General features: G+C 32.4%; 14 protein-coding genes. All 14 read left to right on the top strand.

The window, feature by feature from the left end; genetic code table 11:
• The first annotated feature begins 32 nt into the window (after positions 1-32).
• Complete coding sequence (locus KO494_RS14090) at positions 33-1,448, top strand: CCA tRNA nucleotidyltransferase (protein ID WP_215968269.1); 1,416 nt, start codon at positions 33-35, stop codon at positions 1,446-1,448.
• 39 nt (positions 1,449-1,487) lie between these two features.
• Positions 1,488-1,937, top strand: a complete 450-nt coding sequence (locus tag KO494_RS14085) for a GNAT family N-acetyltransferase (protein ID WP_215968268.1) — start codon at positions 1,488-1,490, stop codon at positions 1,935-1,937.
• Positions 1,938-1,939: 2 nt separating this feature from the next.
• Positions 1,940-2,953, top strand: coding sequence for a COX15/CtaA family protein (locus KO494_RS14080; RefSeq protein WP_215968267.1), 1,014 nt, complete (start codon positions 1,940-1,942; stop codon positions 2,951-2,953).
• 109 nt (positions 2,954-3,062) lie between these two features.
• Positions 3,063-3,578 carry a plasmid pRiA4b ORF-3 family protein gene (locus KO494_RS14075; RefSeq protein ID WP_215968266.1) on the top strand — a complete coding sequence of 172 codons (516 nt, stop codon included), beginning with the start codon at positions 3,063-3,065 and terminating at the stop codon, positions 3,576-3,578.
• A gap of 123 nt (positions 3,579-3,701) precedes the next feature.
• Positions 3,702-4,310 carry a hypothetical protein gene (locus KO494_RS14070; RefSeq protein WP_215968265.1) on the top strand — a complete coding sequence of 203 codons (609 nt, stop codon included), beginning with the start codon at positions 3,702-3,704 and terminating at the stop codon, positions 4,308-4,310.
• A 123-nt stretch (positions 4,311-4,433) separates the two neighbouring features.
• Complete coding sequence (locus tag KO494_RS14065) at positions 4,434-5,333, top strand: ABC transporter ATP-binding protein (protein ID WP_215968264.1); 900 nt, start codon at positions 4,434-4,436, stop codon at positions 5,331-5,333.
• Positions 5,334-5,426: 93 nt separating this feature from the next.
• Complete coding sequence (locus KO494_RS14060; RefSeq protein ID WP_215968263.1) at positions 5,427-6,251, top strand: ABC transporter permease; 825 nt, start codon at positions 5,427-5,429, stop codon at positions 6,249-6,251.
• Between the two features lie 84 nt (positions 6,252-6,335).
• Positions 6,336-9,026, top strand: a complete 2,691-nt coding sequence (locus tag KO494_RS14055; RefSeq protein WP_215968262.1) for a T9SS type B sorting domain-containing protein — start codon at positions 6,336-6,338, stop codon at positions 9,024-9,026.
• Between the two features lie 8 nt (positions 9,027-9,034).
• Positions 9,035-11,482, top strand: coding sequence for a T9SS type B sorting domain-containing protein (locus KO494_RS14050; protein WP_215968261.1), 2,448 nt, complete (start codon positions 9,035-9,037; stop codon positions 11,480-11,482).
• A gap of 30 nt (positions 11,483-11,512) precedes the next feature.
• Positions 11,513-13,360, top strand: a complete 1,848-nt coding sequence (locus tag KO494_RS14045; protein ID WP_252730408.1) for a gliding motility-associated C-terminal domain-containing protein — start codon at positions 11,513-11,515, stop codon at positions 13,358-13,360.
• Positions 13,361-13,451: 91 nt separating this feature from the next.
• Entirely contained in the window at positions 13,452-18,317 is a 4,866-nt protein-coding gene (locus tag KO494_RS14040; protein ID WP_252730407.1) for a T9SS type B sorting domain-containing protein, read from the top strand.
• An 81-nt stretch (positions 18,318-18,398) separates the two neighbouring features.
• Positions 18,399-20,726, top strand: a complete 2,328-nt coding sequence (locus tag KO494_RS14035) for a T9SS type B sorting domain-containing protein (RefSeq protein WP_215968260.1) — start codon at positions 18,399-18,401, stop codon at positions 20,724-20,726.
• A 70-nt stretch (positions 20,727-20,796) separates the two neighbouring features.
• The gene (locus tag KO494_RS14030) at positions 20,797-23,292 is read left to right on the top strand and encodes a gliding motility-associated C-terminal domain-containing protein (protein WP_215968259.1); all 2,496 of its coding nucleotides are present in this window, start codon (positions 20,797-20,799) and stop codon (positions 23,290-23,292) included.
• A gap of 148 nt (positions 23,293-23,440) precedes the next feature.
• A partial coding sequence (locus KO494_RS14025; RefSeq protein WP_215968258.1) for an IPT/TIG domain-containing protein occupies positions 23,441-24,601 on the top strand: 1,161 nt, incomplete at its 3' end.

Here is a 24,601-nt window from a genome sequence, read left to right as displayed (position 1 = left end):
CGTGGCAAAAAAATAAGTCTGAGTAATTAATAATGAATTATAAAAAAGCATTACAACATAAAATATTTAAAACCATTTCAAAATCGGCCAAAGAACTAGGTCTTGAAAGCTATGTTATTGGTGGTTTTGTACGTGATTTTATCTTAAATCGTGGCACAGCAAAAGATATTGATATTGTTGCTGTTGGTAGTGGTATTGCGCTAGCTAAACAAGTAGCAAAAAACCTACCTAACCAACCAAAAGTTCAGGTATTTAAAACCTATGGCACAGCAATGCTTCGCTATGATGGTATTGAGGTAGAATTTGTTGGTGCAAGAAAAGAGTCTTATAATGAAAACAGCAGAAATCCTATTGTAGAAAACGGTACACTACAAGATGACCAAAACAGAAGAGATTTCACTATAAATGCGCTCGCTTTAGATCTATCTGAAGATAATTTCGGGGATCTTTTAGATCCTTTTCAAGGTATAGAAGATTTAGAAGCTAAAATTATTAAAACGCCATTAAATCCTGATATTACTTATAGTGATGACCCTTTACGTATGATGCGTGCTATACGTTTTGCCACACAATTAGACTTTATTATTGAAAAAGAATCGTTAAACGCTATTACCAGAAATAACGAAAGAATAAAAATAATAACCAAAGAACGTATTGTTGTTGAATTAAACAAAATTCTGGAAGCAAACAAACCTTCTATTGGGTTTTTATTATTAGAAAAAACAGGACTACTGCAATATATTTTACCAGAGCTAACTGCTTTAAAAGGAATTGATGAAGTAGAAGGGCAAAAACATAAAGATAATTTTTACCACACTTTAGAAGTAGTAGATAATATTGCTAAAACAACCGATAATCTATGGTTACGTTGGGCAGCATTACTGCATGATATTGGTAAAGCACCTACAAAAAGATTTAGTAAAAAAGTAGGTTGGACCTTTCATGCGCATGAATTTGAAGGCTCTAAAATGGTTTATCATTTGTTTAAAAGACTAAAAATGCCATTAAATGACAAAATGAAATTTGTTCAAAAAATGGTATTTATGAGCTCTAGACCTATTGTTTTAGCACAAGAGGTTACCGATTCTGCAGTAAGAAGATTGGTTTTTGATGCTGGTGAATATGTAGATGATTTAATGACGCTTTGCGAAGCAGATATTACAACCAAAAACCCTCATAAATTTAAAAAGTACCACAACAACTTTAAAATTGTTCGTGAAAAAATTGTAGAGGTAGAAGAAAGAGATCAAATACGTAATTTTCAACCTCCAATTTCTGGTGAAGAAATTATGAAAACCTTCAACTTAAAACCTTCTAAAGAAATTGGTATCATTAAAGAAAACATAAAAGAAGCCATATTAGAAGGAGTAATTCCTAATGAATTTGATGCCGCTTTTCAATTAATGTTAAAAGAAGGAGAACGTCTAGGTCTAACAAAAAGTGAGTAGCAGATTGTGTTTGGTATTTCGTAAATAAAAAGCAAAAAAATGCATCTAATTAAAACCAATTCAGAAAATCCTGACTTTATTTATTTAGTGAAACAACTAGATGCGTATTTAAAAATAATGGATGGTGAGGAACATGAGTTTTACAACCAATTTAATAATATTGATGTTTTAAAAAACACTATTGTTGCTTATGTAAACAATATCCCTGTTGGTTGTGGTGCTTTTAAAGAATTCAATACTACTAGTGTTGAAATAAAACGCATGTTTACTTGTAACCAAACCAGAAGTCAAGGGATAGCTACACAAGTTTTAAATGCTTTAGAAAATTGGGCAAAAGAACTTGGATATAAAACTTGTATTTTAGAAACAGGTAAAAGACAGGTAGAAGCGGTTCAATTTTATAAAAAAAACAAGTACAAAACAATACCAAACTATGGCCAATATATAAATATGGAAAATAGTTTATGCTTTGAAAAAGAATTAATTTAAACATGAAAAAAGACAACAAAAAAGTAATTTACTGGCTATTTACAGGATGTTTCTTAATATTTATTATGGTTGTAGTTGGTGGTATCACTAGATTAACAGATTCTGGTTTATCTATTTCAAACTACAAATTAATTACAGGTACTATTCCGCCAATAGGCGAACAAGCATGGCAAGAAGCTTTTGCACTCTACCAACAATATCCAGAATTTCAAAAACTGCATTCGCATTTCACCTTAGAAGATTTTAAAAGCATTTATTTCTGGGAATGGTTACATCGCGTTATAGGAAGGTTAATTGGTCTGGTTTTTATTATTCCGTTTTTATACTTTTTGGCAACCAAACAGCTTACTAAAAAAACAATAAAAAAAGGTATTGTACTTCTTGCTCTTGGTGGTTTTCAAGGTTTTTTAGGTTGGTACATGGTTAAAAGTGGTTTAGTAGACAAACCAGACGTAAGTCATTTTAGATTGGCAGCGCATTTAACAACTGCCTTTTTAACTTTTGCTGCAACCTTATGGGTAGCTTTAGATTTAATTTTTCCGGAAAGAAAAGTAGTAGATAAAAAATTTAGAAACCTAATTATTGGTGGCTATATTGTTTTAATTTTTCAAATAATTTATGGTGCTTTTGTAGCAGGATTAAAAGCTGGATTATTACACAACCATTGGCCTTTAATGAATGAAGGAAAGTTTATGCATGAAACCGTTTACATACTACAACCGTTTTATAAAAACGGTATTGAAAACCCAAGTGGTATTCAATTTATTCACAGAACAGCAGCGTATTTAGTAGTTCTTTTTATCTTAATAATATGGTACCAATCAAAAAAACAAACACGTACTAAACACCAAATAAACGCAGTAAACTCTTTGTTAATATTAGTAGTAGTACAATTTTTATTAGGTGTATTTACCATTATTTACCAAGTACCATTAGCATTAGGTGTAGCACACCAAATAGGTGCCTTTTTTCTATTAAGTGCCATGACATTTACATTGCATCGTTTTAGTAAATAAAGCCAAAACAATTAGAGTTTTTTAAGCGCTAATTAGTTTTAATATTTACAAATTTAGTTTTTGGTTTTTGAGAATTGGAAACCGTATCTTTGCAAAATAATTTTTTATAATGATTTACAGATTTAGAGTAGTACTTGATAATGATACGGAAGATGATATTTTTCGTGATTTAGAAATTCGGGAAACAGACACCTTAGAAGACTTACATAACACTATCACGCAATCTTTTGGTTTTGATGGTTTAGAAATGGCTTCCTTTTATATAAGTAATGATACCTGGGAACAAGGTGAGGAAATTTCTATGTTTGATGTTAGCGAAGGTGCAAATACAGTTCGCTTAATGAATGAAACAACCATCAATGATGTGGTTCATGAAATGCAAACCAAACTCATTTATGTATACGATTTTTTAAGCATGTGGACTTTTTATGTAGAACTTGCTGAAATAGTTGAGGAAGCAGAAGGTACAGACTATCCAAACTTAATGTTTGTTCATGGGCAAATTCCTGATGAAGCTCCTACCAAAAATTTTGAAAGTGACGATTTAGACGAATTTGATGAATTTGACGATGGATATGATGTAGATGATTATGACAATCTAGACTTTGAAGAAAACTGGAACTAAATAAAGTTCTTTATACCATTTTAAGCACGCTAATTTAAATAATTAGGGTACTTTTTTGATTTTTACACGCAACCTTATTCACTTTTATGCATCTATAGTATATAACCATAAAAACTAACCAATATGAAAAACATTACTATTAGACATTTTTTAATTTACCTAACAATATCTCTTTTTGTATTTAACTGTAGTAATGATGATGATGATCAAGAAAACAGCCAAAATGATGGTTCCAGTTTTTTAAGAATGGACATAAATAATGATGGAATGTATGAGTCTCATGAGGCTTTTGAGTATTACAATGGCTATAATATTACTTCAACTAGCACAAGTTCAACTTATCAAACAAGCAGATCGCATACAATTGTCTTTTCAGATGGAGAAATCACAATAGAAAATGGGGAATTAAAATACGCTAACAACACTACTTTTGTAGTAGAATATAAAATAAGATTTTATGGTTATGGTGATCCAAGAATTATTGAAAGCGGAGACTACGAATCTATAAACTCTAGTCATAATATTAGCTATTGTAACGTAAAAACGAATGTTATAGTTTCTAATGGGAATATCACTTCTAGCGACACAATAAATGATTCTAGTAATGATTTGTATTTTAATATTCTTGTAAATAGTGATTATTATGAAATTAATTTTGGTAAACTTCCAGGCAATACTCCTAATCCCTTTTGGGGAGAATATAATGGTTCTCTAACTACTTTAGAAAGATAAAAAACTATAAGTAAAAACTTAATATTAAAAAAAGCACTTCCATTCGAAGTGCTTTTTTTAGTTTAGGCTGTAACAATTTTTCACTTACCTCGTCTTACCTTTAACTAATCAAACCTTTATACTTTGGAATCTATTCTTACCATTAATAACCTTACTAAAAAATTTGGTGCTCTCACAGCTGTAAAAGATCTTTCATTTACTATTAAAAAAGGAAACGTGTATGGTATTCTTGGACCAAACGGAAGCGGAAAATCTACAACATTAGGCATTGTCTTAAATGTGGTAAATAAAACACAAGGAGATTTTAAATGGTTTGATGGTACCATATCTACACATAATGCATTAAAAAAAGTAGGAGCAATCATAGAACGTCCAAACTTTTATCCTTATATGACTGCAGAGCAAAACCTAAAATTAGTTTGCAAAATTAAAGGTGTTGCTTACAGTAAAATTGAAGAAAAACTAAAAATTGTTGGCCTAGAAGACAGAAAAAACCACAAGTTTAGCACCTATTCTTTAGGTATGAAACAACGCTTGGCTATTGCCTCTGCTCTACTAAATGACCCAGAAATATTAATACTAGATGAACCAACAAACGGATTAGATCCGCAAGGAATTCACCAAATAAGACAAATAATAAAAGACATAGCTGCAAGCGGAACTACTATTCTTTTAGCTTCACACCTATTAGACGAAGTAGAAAAAGTATGCTCGCATGTTGTTGTGCTTCGTAAAGGAGAAAAATTATACTCAGGTCGTGTAGACGAAATGATTTCCAGTCATGGTTTTTTCGAACTAAAAGCCGATAAACAAGAAGATTTAATCCAATTACTAGAAAGCAATACAACTTTTAAAAATATAAAAGTAGAAAACGGATTAATTACTGCCTTTTTAAATGCACCTATGGATGCCACTAGCTTTAACAAACTCATGTTTGAAAAAGGCATAATCTTATCGCATTTAGTAAAACGTAAAGAAAGTTTAGAAGAACAATTTCTTCAGCTTACAGATAATTTAAATTAATGCAATAAACTTCTTCCTTTTTGTTTAAGAGAAGATTGATTTTATTATAAAAAGAAATTAAAGAAGTAAAGGTAAAAAACCAAAACCAAACGCATGTTACGACTATTAAATCTTGAATTACAAAAACTACTACTAAATAAAACTAGCAAAGTACTTATATTTGTTTCCTTTATTTTACCGTTTACAGTACTGATTCTTTCTTCTATAAAAATAAACTTCTTTGGCTTTTTTACCTTAGAATTAGGAGAACTTGGCATCTTTAATTTTCCTATAATTTGGCATATCACAACCTTTTTTGCATCGCAATTCAAGTTCTTTTTTGCTATTGTAGTAGTCAGCATGATTGGCAATGAATACAGTAACAAAACAATAAAACAAAACCTTATTGATGGTTTAAGTAAAAAGGAATTTATACTCTCTAAATTCTATACTATTGTGTTCTTTTCTTTAATTGCTACAGTATTAATAGCATTGGCTTCTTTTTTTATTGGATTGTACTATTCTAGTTATACAGAGGCTAGTATTATATTTAGAGAAACTAATTTTTTAATAGCCTATTTTGTAAAGCTCGTTGGTTTTTTCTCTTTGTGTTTATTTTTTGGTATGTTGGTAAAACGCTCTGCTTTTGCTTTAGCATTCTTATTTATTTTATACATTTTTGAATACATTGTTCTGGGGTTAATTACTTGGCAAAGTAATTATGAATTGGCTGAGAAAATTCAGAATTTCTTTCCTTTAAAATCGATGTACAAATTAATAGACCAGCCTTTTCAACGTATCATGATGACGAAATTTCCAGACAAAACAGACCTTGCTTATGACTATGCTGTACACTGGTATGAGCTAGCTATAGTTATTGGTTGGATAGCTCTTTTTGTATTTTTATCTTATAAAATATTAAAAAAACGAGATTTATAGATAGTAGCTTCGTAGCATTTTAACATTCTCCTTTAATCATTCAAAATTAAATGTAATACCTTTGGTAGCTATTGCTATTTTAAGATGAAAAAAATATTATACTTCCTTTTTCTAACCTTTGCTATGTCTTACTCTCAAGACCAAGCATCTAATTGGTACTTTGGTGAAAATGCAGGAATTCAATTTAATACTTTAAATGGAGCTGTAACGGCTTTAACAGACGGACAATTAAATACTAAAGAAGGTTGTTCTTCTATTTCTGATGAAAATGGTAATTTACTTTTTTATACAGATGGTACTACTGTTTACAACAGAATGCACAGTGTAATGAGTAATGGAAATAATTTATATGGAGATGAATCTAGTACACAATCTGCAATTGTAGTTCCTAAACCAGGAGACATAGATATATACTATATTTTTACGGTAGACAATGCTGTAGATGGTAATAATGATGGTTTAAACTACTCTACTGTAGATATGAGTTTTGATGGTGGTTTAGGAGCTGTTGTAAACAAAAACAGTAGTTTACTAAGTCTTTGTTCAGAAAAAATAACAGCAGTATTAAAAGACTGCGACTCAGAATCTATTTGGGTTTTAACATTAGCATCTTTTAACGGTACCACAGACACTTATAACACCTATCATGCTTTTGAAGTTACTACTTCTGGAGTAAGTAATAATGCTGTTAAATCTACATTTGGCGTAAGCATAACAGATGCTAGAGGATACTTAAAAACTTCTCCAGACGGAACAAAACTTGCTTCTGCCAATACTAGAAGTGGTATGTATTTATATGATTTTGATACAGCCACAGGAATAGTTAGCAACCCTACAACTTTAAATATTAATACTTCAAACCCTTATGCATATGGTGTAGAGTTTTCACCTAATAATCAATATCTATATATACACGCTTATAATGATGCTACTGGAAATGCTTTAAGTAACGCCTCATCTTTAGTACAGTTTGATCTTTTTGCCACAGACATTAACAACTCACAAGTACTACTAGATGATCAAAGCCTTTTTAGAGGAGCATTACAGTTAGGACCTAACGGAAAAATTTACAGAACCCTAAGTAACTCTTACACTAGTGGTATTCCTTATTTAGGAGTAATAAACAATCCTAATGAAGCTGGAACCGCATCAAACTACCAACATTTAGGTGTTGATCTTGGAGGTTTTAATGCTACCCAAGGCTTACCTCCTTTTATAACTTCCTTTTTTAACCAGAAAATAGATATTATTCAAAACGGAGAAGCCTCTACATACTTACCTTTATGTGATGGAGATAATTATACCTTAACAGCTGAAAATATAGTAGGTGCAGATTATATATGGACGCAAGATGGTGTAGTAATAGCAGAAAACGACTATGATTTAGAAGTTACTCAAGAAGGAACCTACGAAGTGCTTATTGAACTTCCTGGAGGTAATTGTGAAACTCTAGAAGGAGAAGCTGTTATTGAATATTTTGACAATCCTGTGGTTACAAACACTGTACTTATTCAATGTGATGAAGATGGTGTTGATGACGGAGAAACAATTTTTAATCTAGAGGAAGCTAATGAAAGTTTAACAGGAGCAAACCCAGATTTAGAAGTAACTTACTACAACTCTTATGCCAATGCAGAAGATGAATTAAACCCAATTGCTGATAATATTTTTGAAAACACTAGCAACCCACAAACCATTTATGCGCTGGTTAAAAGTATAGGTGCTGGCTGTTCTACTATTGCAGAAGTATCCCTACAAGTTAGCAATACACAAGCCAACAACGCTAGTATTAAATCTTGTGATGATGATGGTGTTGAAGACGGATTTTACACCTTTGATTTAACTACTGCAGAGAGTGATATTTTAACAGGTTTACCTGCTGGTTTAACCATACATTATTATGAAAATTATAATGATGCGCTTTTAGAAGAAAACGAGATATCTACTATTTATACAAATACAACAGCTTACAGTCAAATACTATTTGCAAGAGTAGAAAACGCAAATGATTGTTATGGTATTAGTGAAATTACATTAACGGTAAATACACTTCCTGAATTAATAGAAGACGAAACCCTTTACTATTGTTTAAATACCTATCCAGAAACCATAAGTATAGAAAGTGGTGTTATTGGAAATCCTAATGACTTTACCTATTCTTGGGCTACTGGTGAAACTACAAATCAAATTCAAATTAATCAAGAAGGTAATTATACTGTAACTGTAACCAATGTGCATGGTTGTGAACAGTCTAGAACAATTACAATAGAGCCATCTAATATTGCTACTATTGATTCTATTGAGGTTGTAGATGCATCTTCAAATAACACAATTACTGTTTATGCTTCTGGTGAAGGAGAATATGAATATGCGCTTTTTAATGATGCTGGTTTATATGCTTATTACCAAACTAGTAATGTATTTACCAATGTAGATCCTGGCGGATTGTATACCGTTTCTATTAGAGACACAAAAAATGATTGTGGTATCGTAGAACAAATTGTTTCTGTTATTGGATTTCCTAAGTTTTTTACACCCAATAATGATGGTATAAATGATTATTGGCAAGTATCTGGTGTTTCAAGTGTATTTCAACCAAACACAAAAATCAAGATATTTGATCGTTATGGAAAACTACTAAAACAAATAAGCCCTATTGGTCCTGGTTGGGATGGTAAATTTAATGGTCAATATTTACCAAGTGACGACTATTGGTTTGCTGTAACACTTCAAGACGGAAGAGAATATTTTAACCACTTTACCCTTAAAAGATAATTATACTTTTGAAAACAAAACACCATATATTTACACTACTTATTACAAGTTTATTTGTACAATTTTCATTTGCCCAACTACCAACAGATTGTATAGATGCTGTTATTGTTTGTGGTAACTCTAATGTAAACTTAGATGCTAACGGAATAGGCACACAAGAACTCTCTGGCTCTAACACTTGCGCAAGTAGTGAAAATAATAGTTTATGGCTACAGGTTACAGTTATAAATGATGGTACACTTGGTTTTACATTAACTCCTTCTAGTCCTTCTACTGTAATAGATTACGATTTTTTTGTATTCGGCCCAAACGTAAGTTGTGGTAATATTGGTCAAGCCATAAGATGCTCAACCACTAATCCTCAAGCTGCAGGACAAGGAAATAATTTAACAGGAATGAATGGCACTGAAACAGATACTACCGAAGGTCCTGGTGCTGATGGTAACAGCTTTGTTAGATGGTTAGATGTTCTTGCTGGTGAAACCTATTACATTGTTCTAGACAGACCTGTAGGAACAAGCCCTTTTACTTTAGAGTGGACAGGTACTGCAGAATTTGCAGAACCACCAACTAATGAAGTAGCAGATACTACTACAATTAATATAGAAGAATGTGATGTGGTTGCGCCTTATGATGATGGTTTTACTACCTTTAATTTAGAAGTAAATACAGCTGCTATTCTTGGTTCGCAAACAGATGTTTTAGTTAGTTATCACGAATCAGAAAGTGATGCAAACATTAATATAAACCCGTTAACCAGCCCATACACTAACAGTAGTAACCCAAAAACGATTTATACACGACTAACCAATACTACAACAGGCTGTTTTAACCTTGTTTCTTTTGAACTAACAGTAAATCCTGGACCACAATACAACGCACCTTCAGATATTGAAAGTTGTGATGATTATTCAGATGGAGATGCTTTTAATAACGCTACCTTTTTTGACTTAGAATCTAAAAACGACGAAATTTTAAATGGGCAAAACCCTGCTTTATTCAATATTACTTACCATGAAACAAATATAGATGCAGTAAACAATACAGCAGCTTTAACAAGTCCGTACTTAAGCGTTCCTAAAACAATACATGTAAGAATAGAAGATGCCGCAAACCCAACTTGTAAAAACGTGTTTACCATAAACTTAGTTACTTTACCTGCACCTAACAGTTTTAACAGTTCTCTTTTTCAATGTGATGAAGATGGAACCGTAGATGGCATAACAGCTTTTAATCTTTTTGAAGCTGAAGACGCACTCACTGGAGGCGCAACAAATACCTCTTTGAAATTTTATTCTTCATTTATAAATGCACAAAATAGCAGCATGGAAATAGATGGTACTAATTATATTAATAGTACAAACCCAGAAACGGTTTATGTGCAAGTTATTAATAATACAACAGAGTGTTTTTCTATTGCAGAACTTACACTTGAAACGAGTACTACGCAAATTCAAGATTATAATGCTCCAGAAGCTTGTGACGAACCAAACTCTGAAGATGGAATAAACACCTTTGACTTAAATGCGTTTACTACAGATATTCAAGCAATTAACGGCATAACTTTCCCTATAACCTATTATGAAAATTATACCGATGCGCTTTTAGAACAAAACGAACTTGCAACACCTTACACCAACACCACACCATACACACAAATATTATTTGCAAGAGCAGAAGATAATAATGCTTGTTATGGTATAAATGAAGTTACTTTAACCATAAACGAACTTCCTGAGCTATTAGAGGATGAAACCATTTTTTATTGTTTAAATACATATCCAGCAACCATTGAGTTACAAAGTGGTGTCATTGGAAACCCTAATAATTATACCTACCAATGGTCTACTGGTGAAACTACAAACCAAATTCAAATAAATGAAATTGGCAGCTATACTGTAACTGTTATAAATGCTGAAAATTGTCAGAAATCAAGAACAATAACAGTAGAAGCATCTAACACTGCAACAATAGATTTGGTAGAAGTAGTTGATGGTACTATTAGTAATACCATAACCGTTAATGCTTCTGGAGAAGGCACCTATGAGTATGCTTTATATGATAACCAAGGAAACCCTTATGTTAGTTTTCAAACAAGTAATTTCTTTAGTGATATTTATCCAGGAATGTACACTATAGCTGTAAAAGACACCAAAAACAATTGTGGTACTGTTACTCAATCTGTTTCGGTAGTAGGCTTTCCGCAGTACTTTACACCAAACAATGATGGTTATCATGATACTTGGCAAGTATTAGGTGTTTCTAACCTTATACAACCAAATACTACTGTTAAAATATTTAATCGCTATGGTAAATTAATACAACAAATAAGCCCTTTAACACCTGGTTGGGATGGCACTTTTAATGGTGCCAATTTACCAAGTGATGATTATTGGTTTGCAATTACATTACAAGATGGTAGAGAATATTTTAATCATTTTTCTTTAATACGATAAAATTAATCACGTACATTTACATAGAACACTATGAAAATGCGTAACCAACCCATAACCTTATTTTTACTACTCTTTGGTTTTTTACAACTACATGCACAAGATATATCACTATATCAGCAATACAATGGTACAATTAATTACACAGCAATTGGCAATACCTTAAATGCATTTGAAAATAATCTTGTTAGAGAATTTTGCGAGACCTTACCTAGTTCTTCTGCAGATTTAAACATACCCAATACAGCTAATGTTGTAGCTGCTTATTTATATTGGGCTGGCTCTGGAATTGGAGACCAAGAAGTGACTTTAAACAATACACAAATAACATCTGAAGAAATTTATACCGTAGAATATGAAGATTCTTTTTACGGAACACTACCTTATTTTTCTTGTTTTACAGACATTACAAACATCGTTAATACTTTAGGCAATACCACTTACACTTTAAGTGGTTTAGATATTTCTGAAACCTTAACAACAAACATTGGCTATTGTAACAACAGAACCAATTTTGCTGGATGGAGTATTTATGTAATTTATGAAGAAACAAGCTTACCTATAAACCAGGTAAGTCTTTTTCAAGGTTTAGAAATTATAAATCAAGTAGAGCAGGAAAAAACAATTATTATTGATAACATTAATGTTTTAGATAATAATGGAGCAAAAATTGGCTTCCTTGCCTGGGAAGGAGACAGCAATTTAAATTATGGTGAAACGCTACAAATTAATGGAAACCTTATATCTAATCCTCCCTTAAACCCTTCAGATAATGCTTTTAATGGCACCAACTCTTTCACCAATACTAGCACTTTTTATAATGGAGATTTAGATGTGTATAATATTCAAGATAATATTGCTATTGGTGACACCTCTGTAGAAATAAAACTTACAACAGGAGATACAGATGACACTGGTGTTTTTAGAGCAGACTTAATTATTTTAAATAATATAATAACCGTTTTAAATAGCCAACTACCAGATGCTACCGTAAGCATTGACTATTATAATATTGCTTGTTATAGCAATACCTTTGATCTTGATTATACTATCTACAATAGTAATAGTACAGAACTTTTACCAGAAAACACACCAATAGCTTTTTATGCCAACAACCAACTGATAGCACAGAGTACAACAGAAAACGATATAGCTATTGATGGTTTTGAAAATAGAACCATAACACTTACAATACCCAACACTATACCAGACAACTTTACTTTAACAATAGTAGTAGATGATGATGGAGAAGGAAACGGAATCATTGTAGAATTAAACGAAACCAACAATACAACAACAGAAAACATACAACTTAAACCCTTACCTGAGAGTATAGAATTAGAAGCTTTGTTAAGTTGTGATATAGGTTTTAATACTGCTTTTTTTAATTTAACCAATCAATTAGAAGAAATTACATACAACGACTTAAACAACGTAACTTTTTACACAACAATAGAAGACCTAATTAATAATGAGAATAATATTATTATTCCTGAAAATTACCAAAGCACAACGAGTCCGCAAACTATTTATATAAAAATAGAAACCGAAGAATGTGCAGATATTTATCATTTTAATTTATTAACAGAAAACTGCCCTCCTATCATCCCACAAGGATTTTCGCCAAACAATGACTCTGTTAATGATTGGTTTAACATTCAAGGCTTATATAATATTTTTGAAAACCATGAACTAAAAATTTATAATAGATATGGTACACTACTTTTTGTTGGCAACAATTCAAAAAAATGGGAAGGAAAAGCCAATAGAGGTATAAACAACCAAGGTAAATTACTTCCTGTTGGCACTTATTTTTATGTACTTAATCTTAACGATAATAATTTTAAACCACTAACAGGTTGGGTATATTTAAATAGATAGTCTACATATTAAAAATGCATTTCACCGATTTTATTTGCATTTAATCTAATTTGTATGTAGTTTTGAGCTTTATAATTAAAGCCCTAATAAATTGAAAAAGAATACTAACCTTATAAATCATAATACCAAGCTTGTTTTAGCTAGCGTATTAGTAAGCTTATGCTTTTTACAATATTCCTTTTCACAGCAAATTATTGTAGATAACTCACAAACACCTCAACAACTAATTGAAAACAACTTAATTCAAGGTTGCGTAGAGGTCTCAAACATAGTGTCTAACGTAAACGGAAGTGTAAATGGGCTAACTAGCTACGGTTATTTTGAGCAAGACACTTCAAGTTTTCCTTTTCAAAATGGTATTGTTTTATCTACCGGAAATGCTACTTCTGCAGGAAATACAAACAATACAAACACTTTAAATGATGGTGATGCTAGTTGGTCTACAGATCCAGATTTAGAAGCAGCACTAGGTATATCTAACACAGTAAATGCTACCTCTATTGAATTTGATTTTGTTTCGGTTTCTAACCAAATACAGTTTAATTATATTTTAGCTTCCGAAGAATACTACGCAACTTACCCTTGTGAATATTCAGATGGTTTTGCTTTTCTTTTAAAAGAAGTTGGCACTTCTACTTATACCAATATTGCAGTAATACCAGGAACAAGTATTCCTGTAAACACCAATACAATTCACGACGAGATAGTAGGTTTTTGTCCTTCTGAAAACGAATCTTATTTTGATGGTTATAATATAGGTGACACAAATTTTAACGGTCGTACTACAGTACTTTCTGCTAATGCTAGCATACAACCAAACGTACAATATCACATAAAATTAGTTATTGCAGATCAAGCAGATCAAAATTTTGATTCTGCTGTATTTATTGAAGGAAATAGCTTTAATGCCTCTGTAGATTTAGGAGAAGACATTACCACTTGTGCAGATTCTGTATCATTAAATGCAAATACCCAAAACCCTTTAGCTACTTATGAGTGGTTTTTAAATGGAACTTTAATTCCTGGTGAAATACTACCTAACTTAGAAAACATTACCCAATCTGGAACCTATCAAGTGGTAGTTACCATGCCTATTAGTACTACCTTTTGCGAAATTCAAGATGAAATATCTGTAAACTTAAGTTCAGAACAAACGGCAGATGATATTGCTGATTATGAAATTTGTGATGACAGTAGTAATGATGAAACAGAAACCTTTGATCTTTCTACAATGCAAGATCAGGTGTTAGCAGCTGTACCTTCTTCTAATTACACTATAAGTTATTATTACTCTAGTGAAGATGCACATACAGAAACCAACCCAATTACTGCTCCTATCACAAACACAACAAATCCGCAAGTGGTTCATGTTAAAATTGAAGATACCAATAATGGTTGTTTAGCTTTTGCTTCATTTAATCTAGTAGTAAACCCTTTACCAACTATTGTAGAACCTACACAATTAGATGTTTGTGATGATACTACTTCAGATGGTTTTACAACCATAGACCTATCTGTTAAAGACGATGAAATTACAGGAGGAAACACTAACTATATAGTAAACTACCACTACTCACAAATAGATGCAGAAAATGTAGAAAATGCAATACCATTACCATATGCAAATACAAACACATCAGAACAACTTTTTGTTAGTGTTGTAGATGCTACCACAGGATGTATTAGCACAACAACCCTATCTATAAACGTACTTGAAAATCCTGCAATAAATCAAGACCCACAAGTTATTAATGCCTGCGAAATAGATGATGATGGGTATGCTACTTTTGATTTATCTACAATAACTCCAGAAGTATTACAAGGTTTAACAGGTGTTACTGTAACTTTTCATACAACGTATGAAGATGCACAAACAGGAGATAATCCTATTACAGATTATCAAAACTTTAATAATACGGTTCCTAACGTACAAATTGTTTATATTAGAGTGGTTAATGACGCTACAGGTTGTGCTGCCATTTCTACTATAGAGTTATATGCTAATTTAATTAAAAATAACGCTATTACTAGAGATTTTAAAAGATGTGATGATGATTCTAATGATGGTATTTACGACTTTAACTTAGAAAATATTGCTAGTACAGTTGCAAATAATATTGAAGATGCTACAGTAACTTTTTATGAAACCGAAGAAGACCAAAATAATATTGAAAATGAAATAGACCAATCTGTATTATATACTGTAACAGATAGTCCACACACTCTTTATGTTACTATTGAAACCGAAGATTGTATATACCTAACAAGCATTCGTTTAGTTATTAATCCGCCAACTATAATACAACCTTTAAGTCCTGTAGATTATTGTGACACTAATGATGATGGATTTACTTCTATTTCTCTAGAAGATTTTAATGACTATGTAAGCGAAGGAATTACAAATACAGCTGTTAGTTATTTTCTTACAGAAGAGGAAGCTAATAACAATGAAAATGCATTACCTCCTTTTTATACAAACACAACAAATCCGCAAATAGTATTTACAAGAGTTCGAAATACTGACACAGGCTGTCATGATGTTGCAGAGTTAGAAATTCAAGTAATTCCTGCTCCCACAGTAATGCAACCTGAAGATATTATTATTTGTGATGATGATTATGATGGAGCATACCTTATAAACCTAGAAAATAAAATAGACGAAATTGTTACCAGTACCACAGATTTAGTGATTACCTTTCATACCTCAGCAAATGATGCTAACACAAACAATAATGCTATTAGTGATACTACTGCTTACAATGCCAATACACAAACCATATACACAAGAGTAGAAAGTGAAATTACATCGTGTTTTGCTTTGGTTATTTTTCAAGTAATAGTAAATACAAAACCTATATTTACAGACATTACTAATTTTAGACATTGTGAAATAGATGGAGACCAAACAGGAGATTTTATTTTTAACGAAAAAGATGCTGAAATATTAAATGGACAACCTGGTAAACGTGCTTTGTATTTTGAATCTGCACAAGACGCCATAGACAGAACAAATATTATTGATAAAAACGTCGCGTACCAAAACACTAGTAACCCTCAAATTATCCATGTTAGAGTAGAAAATATTTCAGACACAGATTGTTTTGATACTTCTTCCTTTACTATTGAAGTAGGTTTAATCCCTGAATATATTGCTCCTGTTAACTGGGTGATTTGTGATGATATAGCAAACGACGGAATAGAAACTTTTGACTTATCTGAAAAAATAGACGAAATGTCTGCAGCTAGCTCAGAAGACCTTACTATTACCTTTTACACTTCTTTTGAAGATGCAGAAAATGATGAAAATAGTTTAGACCTAGAATTTCAAAACACAGAAAACCCACAACAAATCTATGCTAGAATTGAAAACGGAACCTATTGTCATGGTATTTCAGAATTTTCTTTAAATATTATACAGGTACCAAACGTAAATCCTGCTGCTCCTTTACAAAAATGTGACACAGATACTGACGGGTTTACAAACTTTGATTTAACTGTAGTAGAGGTAGATGTTTTTGGGGTAAGACAAGATAATATTGAAGTAACCTACCATCCTTCTTTTCAAGATGTAGAAGACCATACTAACTTAATAACAAACCCTACAAACTATACCAATACTAGCAATCCGCAAACCGCTTATATTAAAATTACTAGTACTATTTCAAATTGCTATGTTGCTGTTCCTATTGAATTAATTGTAGATGTACCTACAAGCATTAACAACGTTCCTCCTTTTGAAACTTGTGATAATGATGAACACACTTACAATCTTGAAGAAACTATAGATAGCTTAGTAGATGACACAACAAATCTTGCTCTTACATTTTACAGCAACCTTAATGATGCAGAAAATAACCAAAATGAGTTAAACGCTAACAATTATAACTATAGTACCAATGATGATACTATTTTTGTGAGAGCCGAAAATACGATTTCACATTGTTATGCTACATCTTCTTTTGTCTTACATGTAAACGAAACACCAATTGTTTACCCTATAGCAGACTTAGAAACTTGTGATGATGATTATGATGCTATTGCTTTATTTAATCTAGACCAACAAACAGCAACCGCTTTAGGAAGCCAGAATCCTAATAATTTTACGATCTCTTATTTTGAATTAGAAGAGGAAGCAATTACCAATGAAAATAAAATTGAATACCTAAATTATGAGGCTTTTGATGGTCAAACCTTTTATATTCGTATAGAAAACAATACCACTTTATGCTATAACATAGCTAGCTTTAATACCATTGTACACAGAAAACCTATTGTAGAAATTGAAGATCAAACCATTTGTTTAGAAAGTCTTCCACTTATTGTTAGCGCTAGTACAGGCTTTAGTAATGACACCTACTCTTGGTCTACAAATGCTACAACATCTCAAATAGAAATTACCGAAATAGGAAACTATTCTGTAACAGTAACCACTGCATATGGTTGCACTAGTTCTGCTACTTTTAATGTTATTGAATCTGAACAAGCAACTATTGAGTTTACAGAACAAGTAGATTTTTCAGATCCTAATAACATTACAGTAACCATTAGTGGTATTGGTGATTATTTTTACATTCTAGATAATGGTCCTGCTCAAGAATCAAACTTTTTTAATAATGTAACCCTTGGGCCACATACAATAACCGTTTTAGATGCTAATGGTTGTGCTTCTGCTATAAAAGAAATTGTAATTATAGATACGCCTTTATTCATGACACCTAATAATGATGGTTATAATGATACATGGCATATTACAGGAGTAAACCAACTTACAGGAACCATTGTGCATATTTTTGATAGATATGGTAAACTAATAAAAACACTTTCTCACACTTCTCCTGGTTGGGATGGTACGTACAGAGGACAAAACATGCCTGCAGATGATTATTGGTTTCTTGCAGAAGTAATACAAGAAGGAAAGAAATTTGACTTAAAAGGCAACTTTACTTTAAAACGCTAAAAAGTAAAAAGACTTTCTTTAACATTTGTTTTTCGGTTTAAAAACAAGTTCTTACGTATCTTTGCAAACCAATTATATGTAATGAAGAATTGTTTTTCGGTGGTATTATCTCTTTTTACTTGTGTGCTATTTGCACAAAACATACAGGTAGACAATAGTAGCTACACACCGCAAGAGTTAATAGAAGATATATTAATTAATAGTGACTGCATTAGCAATGTTGTGGTTACTAATGTTGTTGGTGGTAATTTTGGCGGAACAGACCAAAGCTATGGTTATTTTGATGCTACAGGTACCTCCTTCCCTATAACCAATGGTTTAGTATTAAGTACAGGAAGGTTGTCTAATGTTCCAGGACCAAATACCAGCTTAAGTGATGATGATGCTTCGGGTTGGCTTGGAGATGCTGATTTAGAAACCGCTTTAGGAGAAAACAACACCTACAACGCAACAATTTTAGAATTCGATTTTCAATCTATTAGTAATCAAATAAGTTTTCGTTATTTATTTGCTTCAGAAGAGTATCAAGAAGGAGATGCTAACACTTGTCAATATTCCGATTTATTTGGCTTTTTAATTCGTCCTGCTAGCGCTTCCAACTACACAAACATAGCTTTAGTTCCAGGCACCAATACTCCTGTTAAAGTTACTACAGTACACTCAGGAATTCCTGGTTCTTGCCAACCCATAAACGAATCGTATTTTGGTGGTTGGAATAATGCTGTGGCTCCAATTAATTTTAACGGACAAACCTCTGTGCTTACAGCAAGCGCAAACATTATTCCCAATGAAACCTATCATGTAAAACTAGTGATTGCAGATGAGGCTAATTACAGATATGACTCTGCTGTTTTTTTAGAAGCAGGAAGTTTTACATCAAATATAGAACTTGGTACAGATAGACTATTTGCTACTAGAAATCCGTTATGCCAAAACGAAACTTTAGATCTAGACGCAACACAAACAGGAGCTACCGCTTACACTTGGTTTAAAGACGGCTTGCCTATTGCTGGTGAAACAAACCCAACCTATACCATTCTTGATACAGGGACTTATAGCGTTTCTATAACATACCCTTCCTCTTGCATTACTACTGGTGAAATTACAGTAGAGTATGCTACAATCCCAATAGTTAATGACACAACACTGATTGAATGTGACAGCAACCAAGACGGACTTACAACCTATAATTTGTTAGATGCGGAACAAGATATTATTAGCAGTGGCAGTAATCTGGTAATTCAGTTTTATAACTCGCCACTAGATGCACAACAAGAAACCAATGCAATTACTAATGTAACTTCTTTTGAAAATACAACAGCCATGCAAACCGTTTATGCTCGTGTACGCAATGAGTTTGATTGTTACGCTATTGCAGAAATTACTCTAGATATATCAAGCAATACAGTTACTATTCCGCCTTTTACTGTTTGTGATAATGCTCCTGTAGATGGCTTTTCTGAATTTGACTTAAACCAACTAAGAACCGAAATTGAAACACAAGTTCCTGCTGGTAGTAGCATTACGTTTTTTCCTACAGAAGCAGATCTAATAGCAGAAACAAATAGCATAGACGGAAACTATACAAACACCATTTCTAATACAGAAACCATTTATGTACGTATCACTAACGGAAGCAGTTGTTATGCAGTGAGCACAGTTACCCTATCAATAATATACACACCTGTACTGTTAGAAGAAGAAACCATAAAATATTGTGTAGATAATTTCCCTAACACCATCTCTTTAGAAGCAGGACATACTACAGGAGCTCCTCAAAATTTCACCTACCAATGGCTATTTAATAATACAGCTACAACCTATACTAGTGAATCTATAAACATAAACCAAATTGGTACATATACCGTAATTGCAACCCATCAAGATGGTTGTTCTGCTACTAGAAACATTATAGTAGAAGCTACAGAAATGGCAGTTATAGAAACAGTTACTGTTGCTGGTATTGCACCAAATAACTCGGTAACAATTACAGTTTCTGGAAACGGAGATTACGAGTTTACCATAGATAACATAAACAACACTTACCAAGACAGCAATATTTTTACCAATGTTTCTGCTGGTGAACATATAGTATATGTACGTGATAAAAATGGTTGTGAAACAACAGAAGAAACCATTTATGTTTTAGGTTTTCCTCCTTATTTTACTCCTAACGGAGATTCTTACAATGACTATTGGATGCCTTTAGGAGTGGATATTGATTTTAAAGCAAGCATGACTATTCAAATTTTTGATAGGTATGGCAAATTACTTAAACAACTACATCCTGATAGCCAAGGATTTGATGGTAGATATAATAGTGAAAACTTACCAACTTCAGATTATTGGTTTATAGTTACTTTTTCTAACGGAAAATCGTATCGTGGACATTTTGCTTTAGTGCGCTAATTTTTGTTTACAATAGCATCACATTGCGTAATATTTTTTTTACTATTTTTGGCGTCCTTAAAACTATTTAATGAAAAAATCAATCCCCTTATTCTGTTCTATTATTCTATTATTATTTACTAGCACTAGTAAATCTAACCATACAAATATTACGAATAGTATAAAAAATACAATCACCTGTCCTGCTGCTGTTATAACTTCTTTTTCTCCTTCGTCTGGACCAGAAAACACTTTAATTACTATAAGTGGAAGTAATTTTAATACAGCTGCAACCGTTACTTTTGATGGTGTAAGTGCTTCTTTTACTATCATTAATGATAATGAAATAGAAGCTTATGTTCCAGCAGGCACTTCTGCTTCTGCAACAATTGCAATACTAAGTTCTGGTGGTTGTACAGGAGTTTCAACTACAAACTTTAACGTGTTAGCTTCTACATGTACTACAGCAGATATTTACATTTCAGAGATTTATGATGCGCTTACAGGAAGCTATGCTGTTATAGAACTATATAACCCAACGAACAGTCCTGTGGTTATAGATAATATATATACAATTGTACGTTATGGAGAAATAGGTAACATAACTCCTAATAACACTTTTGATGGTATAACAGGAACAATAGCTCCATTAAGTACTTTCATTATTCAAATGGGAACAGGAACAGATTGTCCTTCTCTTAATGTTGATTTTAATATTGATACAGGAATCAATGACGATGATGAATTTGAACTATTAAAAAACGGAGTGCTAATAGATAATGTGCATGCTCCAGCAGAAAGAGGCTATACTATTATTAGAAATGCAAATGCTCCAATTCCACAAACCACATATAATAGTGCTGATTGGACAATAAGCTCACAAGAAGATTGCTCCGATTTAGATTCGCATACCGCAGATCCTATTCCAGATAACACACCAAATATTACACATCCTACTTCACAAACTACTTGTGAAAATGGATCTGTTACTTTTACTGCTTCAGAAGATTCAGGGACTTTTAACTACCAATGGAAAACATTAGATGCCTCAGGAAACTGGGTAAACGTTACCAACAACACATACTATGCTGGTGCAACTACAAGTACATTAACTGTAAATAATATTCCTGTTAGTTTTAATAACAACCAATATTATTGCGAAATCACTTCTTCTTCTTGTACACTAATAACCAATGCTGCACAATTAGAAATTAATGCTATTGCTGTTGATAGTATAGAAAACCAAATAGCTTGCGAAAGCTATACCTTACCAACCTTAACCAATGGTAATTACTTTACAGGAACAAACGGAACAGGAACTCCTCTTAATGCTGGTGATGTAATTACAACCTCACAAACTATATACATTTTTAATAGCGTAGGAAACTGTACTAACCAAAGTAGTTTTACGGTTACTGTTACTCCTATTCCAACTGTAGATATTATAGCAGATGTTTCTGTTTGTGTGAGTTATACGCTACCAACACTTACTAACGGAAACTATTTTACAGCAACCAATGGTGCAGGAACCAATTTAACAGCTGGTGATGTAATTACAACTACGCAAACCATTTATATTTATAGTGCTGTAGGAAGCTGTACCAACCAAAGTAGCTTTACGGTTACAGTAAATGGCACACCTACGGTTGATACCTTAGCAAATCAAACTGCTTGCGAAAGCTATACACTACCTACATTAACAAATGGTAATTACTTTACAGGAAGCAACGCAACAGGAACCGCTTTAAATGCTGGTGATGTAATTACTACATCACAAACTATATATATTTATTCAGAAATAGGAACTGCTCCTAATACCTGCTCTAACGAGTCTAGTTTTGATGTTTCTATAAATCCAACACCTTTAGTAGACACAATACCAAATATGGTAATATGTTCAGAATACACCTTACCTATTTTAACTAATGGTAACTATTTTACAGGAACTAACGGAACAGGAACAGCGCTTAATGCTGGTGATGTAATTACGAATTCACAAACCATTTATATTTATAATTCGGTATCCTCTTGTACAAACCAAACAAATTTTGAGATAACTATTTTACCTGCTACAGATTTTACGCTTTCTGAAGAAAATCTTACCATAATAGAAGATGAATTAACGGTAAACATGCAAGATACAAGCATTAACTATATATATGCAGTAGATACTGAAGACTATCAAACAGACAATACCTTTACCAATCTATCTAACGGAACGCATACATTATATGTAGAAGATGAAAATGGTTGTATTACAAAATCTATTACTTTTGAAATTCTTGTTGTTCTTGATGAAATTATAATACCAAACGGATTTTCACCAAATGGAGATGCGTATAACGAATGGTTTAATATTCAAGGTTTATATGGCAATTATGTAAATCATAAATTAGAAATTTATAACCGTTACGGAACTTTAGTTTTTAAAGGAAATAACAATAACAAATGGTACGGAAAAGCAAACAGAGGTGCTTTAAGAACAAACAAAGTATTACCTGTTGGTACCTATTTTTATGTACTATACCTTAATGATACCAATGCCTCAAAACAAAGATATACAGGTTGGGTTTACCTTAATAAATAGCCTATAGTTCTGGTACTCTTTACTAATTCGTTATTTTATTATACATTTAGGGGCTTTATTATTAAAATAAAGCCCTTTTTATAAGGTAACACTCGCTTAACATGAAACTAATTAAATATTAATTATTTTTGCGCCCTAATTATAACTAATGAAACGTATTAAACTTTTACCTGCCTTTATTTGTGTTTTTTTTATTTACAATGCAAGCATAGCTTTTAACGCAAACAAAAACATTACAAATGCTACAACGACATCTACTCTATGTCCTGCAGCAGTTATATCCTCTTTTTTTCCTGAAAGCGGACCAGAAAACACTTTAATAACCATAAGTGGAAGTAACTTTAATACGGCTACAACAGTTACCTTTGACGGAGTAAGCGCTTCTTTCAACATCCTTAGCGATAATGAAATAGAAGCTTATGTTCCTGCAGGAATTGCTGCTACTTCAACTATTTCTATTATAAGTTCTGGTGGATGTACAGGAAATGCAACAACAGACTTTACTTTTTTAGACTCACAATGTAGTACTGCAGATGTGTATATTTCAGAAATATATGATGCCTTATCAGGAAGTTATGCAATAATAGAATTATACAACCCAACAAATGCTCCTGTAGTTTTAGATGGCGTTTATATTATTGAACGTTATGGAGACATTGGAAATCCAACGCCAAGTCATACGTATAATGTTCTTGGTACCATTCCGCCTTTAGATACATTTATTATTGAATTAGGAACGAGTAGCGCAGACTGCTCTTCGTTAGTTGCTGATTTTAATGTTGGCACAGGAATTAACGACAACGATGAATTCAAACTATTAAAAAATGGAGTACTTATTGATATCGTTCATGCGCCATCGGAAAGAGGATATACTATTATTAGAAATCCAGATGCTGCTGTAAGTCAAACTACTTTTGATGGTAGTGATTGGACTATCAACTCCCAAGAAAATTGCTCCGATTTAGATTCACATACCGCAGATCCTATTCCAGATAATACACCAACAATTACTAACCCTAACACACAAACCATTTGTGAGAACGGTACAGCAACATTTACAATTTCTATATCTGGCACAGAAACATATACTTACCAATGGATGGTTTTAAATGCTGCTGGAAACTGGGTAAATGTATCTAATAACGCAAATTATTCTGGTGCAACAACCAATACGCTAACTATTGTAAATACACCTTTAACTTTTGACGCTAATCAATATTATTGTCAAATAACTTCTACCTCTTGTGATTTAGTTACCAATGCTACACAATTAAATGTTGGTAATGCGGAAGTAGACACCCTTTCTAAC

The sequence above is a fragment of the Lacinutrix sp. C3R15 genome, assembly GCF_018860825.1.
GTDB lineage: Bacteria > Bacteroidota > Bacteroidia > Flavobacteriales > Flavobacteriaceae > Oceanihabitans.
Note: the sequence above shows the minus strand (reverse complement) of the source record. Positions and strands in the feature narration are given on the sequence as shown.